General features: G+C 33.8%; 2 protein-coding genes. One reads left to right on the top strand and one right to left on the bottom strand.

All coding sequences use genetic code 11. The annotated features are described in order from the left end of the window. Positions 1-85: 85 nt before the first annotated feature. Positions 86-715: a hypothetical protein gene (locus AMDU4_RS08095; RefSeq protein WP_021787492.1), complete on the bottom strand. Its 630-nt coding sequence runs from the start codon at positions 713-715 to the stop codon at positions 86-88. A gap of 156 nt (positions 716-871) precedes the next feature. Here AMDU4_RS08095 and AMDU4_RS08090 point away from each other — a divergent pair. After that, on the top strand, positions 872-1,200 hold a 329-nt coding region (locus AMDU4_RS08090), incomplete at its 3' end, for a hypothetical protein (protein ID WP_290704660.1).

Below are 1,200 nucleotides of genomic sequence, written 5' to 3'. Positions count from 1 at the left end.
TTGTATATGCGCTATAAAGATATGATCAAAGCAGGCACTGCAACGCTTCATAATACCCATTTCATTTTCATGATTATAGCAAGTACTAAAGCATTTGACCGTCTTTTCCATCATTAATTACTGATATTCTGTCATTGAATAGTGGCTTTATGCTGTTATTTATCTTCATTAATGCGCTCCTTACTGTAAAGGGGTTTTCAGGGCATCCATAATCCGTTTTAGACTCTTCATTATACAGGGTGCATTGTTTCTCATCATATTTTATGCTGAAGTTGTCTGTCATGGCATATTTTGCCAGCACAATTTTTATTCCTCCTGGCTCTATTCCCTTCCAGCCACCTTCCAGTACGGAATATCTACTCCCTCCTGATAGGGTGTAAAGAAAAGCAACAAGCAATGTAGAATCAGAATTTTCAATTACTGCAAGAGGAGCGTTATTGGCCTTTGGGGAAACATTTACCAAAGCCTCTGGTTTTGTTATAAAATCAACATTAAAATTCTTATAATATAGTGGATAGAATGCGTTACCGAATGCATATATCTCTGAAACCTTATGATTTTCCTCTATGCCTCTTAAGAGTATAAACGACCTAGTAGTGCTTCCCATATTTTCAAAATTCCACTGCACTATTCCGCTGGATTTGTCATACCATGTGTAATTTACCTTTACTGGATTCTCTGTCAACTGATCGGAAATAAACCCTGCTATTCTCATAAAAATATAAAAGAATTATCCTATAAAAACCTTTACTAATAAAATATTTTTTTCATTATCGCAGCAGATATTATATATACAGTGTTTCTGGAAAACGGGGGCAAAAAACACACAGTAACAGATTAAATTATTAATAATATGGTTATAACCTTGTCAATGGCATATAAGGGATTGGATTCGGGCTGGTTTCCCGTGGTGCTGGGTACATTATCTATTTCTCTGGCTTTCTTTATAATTTACCTGGTATTTCACAGCAAGTTTCTGTTTGAAGTTGGCAGAATAATATATTTCATAGTTCTAATATTTTTTGCATTCGTATTTGTTTCATGGATTTTCCGGTATATAAAGAATAAAAATCTCATAATGGAAGATTATAAAGATATTACAAAATTTAGCTTTATTGCATTCCTTGGAGTGCTTTATTATGCCTTTGCATTCTTCTATACTTCATATGTAGGATTAAATGGATCTGTTGCATATCTTTT

The sequence above is a fragment of the Ferroplasma sp. Type II genome (assembly GCF_000496155.1).
This window is presented reverse-complemented; position numbering and strand designations above follow the sequence as displayed.

Bases quoted from the DNA above. Each gene is read 5' to 3' on its own strand.
- AMDU4_RS08095 (WP_021787492.1), bottom strand. From the start codon at position 715: ATGAGAATAGCAGGGTTTATTTCCGATCAGTTGACAGAGAATCCAGTA.